Source organism: Flectobacillus sp. BAB-3569 (genome assembly GCF_002270355.1).
Taxonomy (GTDB): Bacteria; Bacteroidota; Bacteroidia; order Cytophagales; family Spirosomataceae; genus Flectobacillus; species Flectobacillus roseus.
Genome location: NZ_NJFZ01000048.1, coordinates 1 through 7,571, shown reverse-complemented (window position 1 = coordinate 7,571; position 7,571 = coordinate 1). Strand labels below are relative to the sequence as shown.

The 7,571-nt window shown below is 38.8% G+C and carries 5 protein-coding genes and 2 pseudogenes; 3 read left to right on the top strand and 4 right to left on the bottom strand.

Going from position 1 to position 7,571, the window contains the following annotated elements:
• Positions 1-1,468, bottom strand: a pseudogene (locus tag BWI92_RS26120) (hypothetical protein); the annotation flags it as partial.
• Positions 1,469-1,842: 374 nt separating this feature from the next.
• On the bottom strand, positions 1,843-2,700 hold the full coding sequence (locus BWI92_RS26115) for a helix-turn-helix domain-containing protein (protein ID WP_095168559.1): 858 nt from the start codon (positions 2,698-2,700) through the stop codon (positions 1,843-1,845).
• 231 nt (positions 2,701-2,931) lie between these two features.
• Here BWI92_RS26115 and BWI92_RS26110 point away from each other — a divergent pair, with 231 nt between their 5' ends.
• Together BWI92_RS26110 and BWI92_RS26105 are read left to right on the top strand one after the other, a co-directional pair.
• Positions 2,932-4,647 carry a GMC oxidoreductase gene (locus BWI92_RS26110; RefSeq protein WP_095168557.1) on the top strand — a complete coding sequence of 572 codons (1,716 nt, stop codon included), beginning with the start codon at positions 2,932-2,934 and terminating at the stop codon, positions 4,645-4,647.
• 59 nt (positions 4,648-4,706) lie between these two features.
• A complete protein-coding gene (locus BWI92_RS26105) occupies positions 4,707-5,621 on the top strand; it encodes a sugar phosphate isomerase/epimerase (RefSeq protein WP_095168554.1) in 915 nt (304 codons plus the stop codon).
• 94 nt (positions 5,622-5,715) lie between these two features.
• Here BWI92_RS26105 and BWI92_RS26100 read toward each other — a convergent pair whose 3' ends face one another.
• The gene (locus BWI92_RS26100; RefSeq protein ID WP_095168552.1) at positions 5,716-6,564 is read right to left on the bottom strand and encodes a bifunctional transcriptional activator/DNA repair enzyme AdaA; all 849 of its coding nucleotides are present in this window, start codon (positions 6,562-6,564) and stop codon (positions 5,716-5,718) included.
• A 281-nt stretch (positions 6,565-6,845) separates the two neighbouring features.
• Here BWI92_RS26100 and BWI92_RS26095 point away from each other — a divergent pair, with 281 nt between their 5' ends.
• Positions 6,846-7,244, top strand: a complete 399-nt coding sequence (locus BWI92_RS26095) for a hypothetical protein (protein WP_095168549.1) — start codon at positions 6,846-6,848, stop codon at positions 7,242-7,244.
• Between the two features lie 30 nt (positions 7,245-7,274).
• Here the strand turns inward: BWI92_RS26095 and BWI92_RS27530 are convergent.
• Positions 7,275-7,571, bottom strand: a pseudogene (locus BWI92_RS27530) (hypothetical protein); the annotation flags it as partial.

Genomic DNA, 7,571 nt, shown 5'->3' with positions numbered 1-7,571 from the left:
TACTAGCAGTAACACTAAAGGTATAAGTTTCGCCTACACATTTGGTAGCGCCAACAGGATTGATAGAAATGCTTGGTTTAGCATTAACATTTAAAGTAGCTTCAGTACTGGTTTGATCTCCACAAGTTCCTTTTACTACGACTGAATATTTATCACCATTCATCGAGGTTTGGGCAGTGATGCCATACGTCGATGCAGTTGCGCCAGTAAGGATTTGCCCATTTTTATACCATTGATACCCCGTAATGTCGCCTGTAGCAGTTACGCTAAAAGTTACAGCAGTACCTTCGCATACTGTTTGAGTTTCGGGATCATCTGTAATGTCTACTGGAATTTTTACCACTAAGTCGGCAGCATTACTTGTTACGCTTTGACTAGCACAAGCACCAGTACCCGACACCTCAACTTTGTAGGAACCTTCATCACATACATCACAAATACTTGCGATATTATAAGTAGCGCTATTAGCTCCTACAATATCTTCATTATTCAATATCCACTGATACCCTCCCGCATTACTAGCAGTAACACTAAAGGTATAAGTTTCGCCTACACATTTGGTAGCGCCAACAGGATTGATAGAAATGCTTGGTTTAGCATTAACATTTAAAGTCGCTTCAGTACTGGTTTGATCTCCGCAAGTTCCTTTTACTACGACTGAATATTTATCACCGTTCATCGAGCTTTGGGCAGTGATGCCATAAGTCGATGAAGTTGCGCCTGCTAGTATCTGTCCATTTTTATACCATTGATACCCCGTAATATCTCCTGTAGCAGTTACGCTAAAAGTTACAGCAGTACCTTCGCATACCGTTTGAGTTTCGGGATCATTAGTAATGTCTACTGGAATTTTTACCACTAAGTCGGCAGAATTACTTGTTACGCTTTGACTAGCACAAGCACCTGTTCCGAATACTTCAACCTTATAAGCTCCAGCGTCACATACATTACAAATACTGGCAATATTATAGCTAGCGTTAGTTGCACCAGAGATATCGCCATTATTCAATATCCACTGATACCCTCCCGCATTACTAGCAGTAATACTAAAGGTATAGGTTTCGCCTACACATTTGGTAGCGCCAACAGGATGGACAGAAATACTTGGTAGACTAGTAACTGTCAAAGTTACCTCTTCACTGGTATCATTACCGCATTCACTCAATACAACGACTTTAAACTTATCACCATTATTTGATGATTGAGCCGTAAGGGTGTAAGAAGCCGATGTAGCTCCAGTGATTGCAACATTATTACGATACCATTGATATCCTGTTATATCTCCTGATGCTTCTATATCAAAAGTTACTTCGTCGCCTTGACAAACATTCGCCAAGACAGGTTCGGTTGTGATAGAAGCTGGTGTACAGCTTGGGGCTTGAGAAAATGATGGAAGACTTATTTGTAAGCTCCATAACAGGGTTAAAAGAAATACACCAATAAATTGAAACTGTCGAAGTTTAATCATATTTATCTGCAAGGAATTGTATCTACTTAGGTTAATACATAACAATGAAATTTGAAGTAGACCTTCCTATTCTTTGAGTTATGGAGGTAAAGAAAATATACTTATTATATATATATGGGAACTTCCTGCATGAATGGGCGCATTTGTTGAATAGGCGGGAGTATTTGTTACATGGCGTAACAGAAGAAGGGCGTAATCAAAAATTAATTTGAGTTAGAATATACAAATAGGTGCGCAGTGCTAAGAAGGGCAAGTTTTGAGTTTGAAAATTGATTTACCAGAATTATTAGCCAAAATTAGGAGTCATTTTTTGTTGCTTCCCTCCTATTTTGATGACGAATATTCTATATGTTTAACCTTAGCTTGGTCCTCTCCTACTGCCTTCCTGTAGTTGATAGGAGAGGTATCGGTATTTTTTTGAATAGTCTGGAAAAATAAAATTCATCCTCAAATCCCAACAGATAGGCAATTTCTTTTACGGATTTGTCTGTTAAATACAATTCCCGTTTGGCCTCCATCATTAATCTTTCTTGTATCAAATCTGAGGGTGTTCTGTCAAAATATTTCTTGGTCAATTTTCCCAATGTTTTCAAACTCACATTCAACTTGTCGGCATAAATACTGGGTGAATGCTCTTTGACAAAAAACTCCTCTATCATCGTTTTGTATTTTTGCAAAATCGAATGATCTGGATTACTATTCTGCGCAATTTGGTCTTCTACCTGAGCTTGATTTTGGGCTTTGTAACGAGTAGTATGAATCAAAAATATTTTCAAATAAGATAAAAGCAGGTCATTTTGAGCTAACTCTTCATGACTTGATTCGTCTTGCATTTGCTTAAATACACTTTCTAATACTGTACTTTGCTCAGGGGTAATTTCTACAAATGGAGGGGCAAAAAGATTATTGAACAAAACGCCATTGCACGATACTTCTTTTTGATGCTTGAGAATACAAAAAAAATCAGGATGAAAATGCAGTACCTTCATAGGAATATTCTCCTCACTTTTTTTAATCAAAAAAGGCTGAAAAGGACTAAAGAATAGTACCGCAGGCGCTGATACGTGATAGATTGATAAGTCTGCCTTCAACTCAACAGAACCTTCCTGAAGATACACTACCGTAAAATAGGGTAATCTTGTAAGTATCGAAAAAAGAGCTTGATTACTCTCTCCAATACTAAACAATCTTTCGGTACTATCGGGACGGGTAATCAAAAATTCAGCATTCATATAGTAAAATTTCGAATCGAGTGTTGAGGATGGTTTGAGATAAAATTCTAACGCCAAATTACGAAATGCAGTTCATAGTCTCCAAATTACTAAAGCCCAAAAACAATTCTCGTTTGCTAGACCCTACAGCAAAGGACATACAGAGCGGTAAAAATCAGGAAGTTTTGGCTTTTGTTATCAAGAAAATCATTGACCAATAATTTATACTCAAAAACGTATCACTTTGGATTTATGAGCTATTTTAATATTGATTCTATAAAAGAACGCACTTTCGATGCCATCGTTATTGGTTCGGGTATAAGTGGCGGTTGGGCAGCCAAAGAACTTACCCAAAAAGGCTTAAAAACACTTGTGCTCGAGCGCGGGCGTGACGTCAAACACGTAGTCGATTATCCGACTACGCTCAAAAATCCTTGGGAGTTTGAACATCTTGGTACAGTGCCTCAAGAAATCAAAAAAGATTATCAGATTGCCAGCAACCACTATATTTTTAGCGAAAGTACCCTGCATTTTTTGGTTCGTGACGACGAGCAACCTTATATTCAAGATAAGCCTTATTCTTGGATACGAGGCTATCAAGTGGGCGGACGTTCGTTGCTTTGGGCACGACAAACCCAGCGCTGGAGTGATTTTGACTTTGAAGGCCCCGCTCGCGATGGTTTTGCCACAGACTGGCCGATACGCTACAAAGATTTAGCACCTTGGTATAGTTATGTGGAAAAGTTTGCGGGTATTACAGGAAACAAAGATGGTCTCGACTATTTGCCCGATGGAGAATTTTTACCACCACATGAAATGTCTTGTGTTGAAAAACATTTCAAACAGGTTGTATCACAAAATTACACCAATCGCCATGTGATTATTGGGCGTGCAGCACATATTACTGAGCCAAAGCCTATCCATCTTCAACAAGGTAGAGCCAAATGCCAAAACCGTGTGATATGCGAAAGAGGTTGTCCTTATGGGGGATATTTTAGTAGTAATTCTTCTACTTTGCCTTGGGCTGAGAAAACAGGTAAAATGACGCTTCGACCGCATTCGGTGGTACATTCTATTATATATGATGAGCAAAAAGGCAAGGCTACAGGCGTGAGAGTCGTAGATGCTAACACCAAAGAAATGATTGAATTTTATGCTAAAATCATTTTTGTGAATGCTTCTACACTCAACAGTAATATGATTTTGTTGAATTCTACCTCACATCGTTTTCCCAATGGCTTGGGTAATGACAACGATATCTTAGGACGATATATAGCTTTTCACACAAGTCGCGGGCGTATTTCTGCCGAGTACGATGGTATGCTGGATTCGACCACCGACGGGCGTCGTCCCAATATTAGCTATATTCCTCGTTTCCGAAATGTTTATAAACAAGAAACGGATTTCCTTCGAGGTTATGCGGCTGGTTTTACTGCTTCTCGCTCGCCCATGCAGGATTTTCCCAACGAGCTAGGCGAATCGCTCAAATCACATCTGAATCAACAACAATTAGGACCTTGGTCGATTGGCTCGCACATGATGGGCGAAACCATTCCTAAACATGAAAGTACAGTCAGACTCGATTCAATATTAAAAGATAAATATGGTATTCCTCAACTGAGAGCATCTGTTCCTTTTGATGATAACGACGATAAAATGCTGAAAGATTTTCATGAGCAATTAGGTGAAATGTATCGTAAAGCAGGTTTTACCAATATCAAACTCATTGATACACAACGCTTACCAGGTAACGAAAATCATGAAATGGGTGGTATTCGTATGGGTAAAGATGCCAAAACCTCCATGCTCAATGCTTGGAATCAAATGCACCATTGTAAAAATGTATTTGTTACCGATGGTGCTTGTATGACTTCTACCGCCACACAAAACCCATCCTTGACTTATATGGCACTTACAGCACGCGCAGCAGACTATGCTGTAAAACAGTTAAAAGCCTTGAAATTGTGAGTTGGCGGTAGGTTCTAGGCGGTATGCATTAGGCAAAAAATACATTAAACTCTTTATCAATGAAAAGACGTCATTTTCTTAAACATTCAAGTGCAGGTCTCTTGACCATTTTAGGAGTTCAGCAAGTCATAGCACAAAAGAAGTATGTGCCCAAATTAGCATTTTCTACTTTAGGTTGTCCAGAATGGTCTTTTGAAAAAATACTCGAATCAGCTGTACAAAATGGCTATCAAGGCATAGAATTGCGAGGTATTCAAAAGGATATGGATTTGACGGTTTCGCCATTGTTCAATAGTCCAAGCAATATTCAAAATACGCTTAAGCTCTGCAAAAAAGCTGGTATCTCTATTGTTGATTTGGGTTCATCAACCAATTTACATTGGGCAGATGCAACAAAACGAAAAAGCAATCTGGACGAGGCAAAGAGATTTATCGATTTGGCGGCTACTTTAAACTGTCCTTACATTCGAGTATTTCCGAATGATTTTCCGAAAGAGCAAAGCCGCGAGCAAACGCTTCAAGCCATGATTGAGAACTTGGTCTCTTTGGGAGAATATGCCAAAAATACTTCCGTAAAAGTATTGCTCGAAACACATGGACAACTTGTATATGTTGCCGATATTTTACACGTAATCCAAACAGCAAATCATCCACAAGTAGGTTTGATTTGGGACTTTTATAATATGTGGTCGGTTACCAAAGAAAGTCCTTCTGAAGTATATGCCCAATTAGCGCCATATATCAAACACGTGCATTTGAAAGATGCCATTACGGAAAATGGGAAAGAAAAATATGTATTGTTTGGCGAAGGAACAACGCCCGTACAAGAGGTTTTACAACTTTTGAAAAAAGGAAATTATCAAGAGTATTATAGTTTTGAATGGGAAAAGCGTTGGCATCCCGAAATCCAAGAGCCAGAAATAGCAATTCCTCATTTTAGTAAAGCCATAATAAAAAAGCTTAAAGATGCCTAAATATTATGAGTCATCCCGAATTTTATGAAAACAGTTTTAAACTGTTTAAAAACTAAGTCCAAGACCAAGTCTTGAACGAGACATTAATCATAAATTAGAGATGACTCAATTCTTGCTTTGAAGCTTCCCAGCCAATAATAGCCGATTTGCGAGTTTCGCCCCACATATAGCCACCCAATTTTCCTGATTGTTGAATTACGCGGTGACAAGGGATAAGGTAGGCAATGGGGTTGCTTCCTATGGCAGTTCCAACGGCTCTAGCGGCGCTAGGTTTTTGTATCTGTTGGGCAATTGTCCCATAGGTACAAAGTTGCCCCATCGGAATATGTAAAAGTGATTCCCAGACCTTCAATTGAAAGTCAGTACCTTTTAAGTGTAATTTTACTTGAGCAATATTTGACCAGTCTTCTGTAAAAATCTTAAGCGCATTTTCCTGAGTTGTATTTTTCCCTTCTGCGATATTGGCATTGGGAAAACTCTTTTTTAACCTTTCTAAAGAATTAGGTTCAGTATCGATAAAGGTCATCTGACAAATTCCCTGTGGCGTCGACGCTACAAAAACTTCTCCAAAAGGGGTATTTTCGACCGTATATTGAATCGCTAAATTTTGACCCCCATTTTTAAACTCTCCTGGAGTCATTCCTTCTATATTGATAAACAAATCATGCAAACGCCCGCTTCCTGATAGTCCAGCCGCCTCAACTGCATCCATCAAAGACGCATTTTGTTGCAAAACGGATTTGGCATGTCCCAAGCTAATATATTGTAAAAACTTTTTGGGGCTCACTCCTGCCCACTCCGTAAACAAGCGCTGAAAATGAAATGGACTCAGGTGTACCTGCTCGGCAATTTCTTCTAAGCTAGGTTGTTGTTGGTAATGCTCTTGGATATAGTCGATGGCCTGAGCAATACGACTGTAAGCGGTTGGTTCTGGCGTTGTCATACAATATGAAGTAAAATAAACTAACGAAACAAAGATAAAACATCCTTAGTAGCGATTCCAACCCGAAAATTGCGCTTTTTCGACTACCACTCATCACGACCCTCAACCGCTCGCCAGAAGGCACTTTTGCGCCGTTTTTTATATCAACCGTTTATCTATTGATTCACCCGATTATAGTTTTTCAAGAAAGAATCCTAAAAACTCAGCCTAACTTTGAATCATCAAACAAGACGAAATAACAACAATATTTAAAATATTAACTCTTTAAACTTCTTAAGATCATGAAAACTTTATTCAACATTATCGCATTAGTAGCTATCTCAGCAAGTAGTATTTTGGCAAACCCAACTAACGGTGACGACAACGCTACCAACAACAATAAAAAATCTTTTGCTATCGGAACTTACCGTGGCGCAGGTACTTTGGATCTTCACGTAACAGTGGATAAATTGGAAGGAAAAGCCGTTACAATTTTGGTAAAAGACAAAGAAGGTCGCATCGTAAACCGTGAGCATATCGCCAAATACAAAAGCAATTACCACGGTCGTTTTGACTTTAGTGAAGCAAAAGATGGTCAATATACTATCGAAGTAACTGACGGTAAAGACACTATTTCAAAAACAGTCTCTCTTGAAAACCAAACGTCAACAACCGAATATCGTTTGATGACAGTAGAATAAACAGTCTATAAACTTTTCTTCAAACATGAGTCATCCCGAATTTTGTTGTGCGAAGTAGCACCATAGCATGTTTTGGATGGCAGTTCTCAATCGATAAATCGGTGTCAAAGCATTTTGGCACCGATTTCCTGTTCTATGAGCAAATTGATTGATGATTATCTTGATAATAGATGGCCAATTCCTGATGAGTTTCATCAAGAAGTCGTAAATGAGCGTGACAATGGCTAATAATTTGAGGGTATTCTCGAAAAACCATAACCTTGGAGATTCAATAGCTAGCTCAGTTTTGGCGAATCTAAACGCCTGTTCAATATTCCATCGGTGCAT

Coding starts and splice junctions, on each gene's coding strand:
- BWI92_RS26115 (WP_095168559.1), bottom strand. CDS start 2,700: ATGAATGCTGAATTTTTGATTACCCGTCCCGATAGTACCGAAAGATTG.
- BWI92_RS26110 (WP_095168557.1), top strand. CDS start 2,932: ATGAGCTATTTTAATATTGATTCTATAAAAGAACGCACTTTCGATGCC.
- BWI92_RS26100 (WP_095168552.1), bottom strand. CDS start 6,564: ATGACAACGCCAGAACCAACCGCTTACAGTCGTATTGCTCAGGCCATC.
- BWI92_RS26095 (WP_095168549.1), top strand. CDS start 6,846: ATGAAAACTTTATTCAACATTATCGCATTAGTAGCTATCTCAGCAAGT.
- BWI92_RS26105 (WP_095168554.1), top strand. CDS start 4,707: ATGAAAAGACGTCATTTTCTTAAACATTCAAGTGCAGGTCTCTTGACC.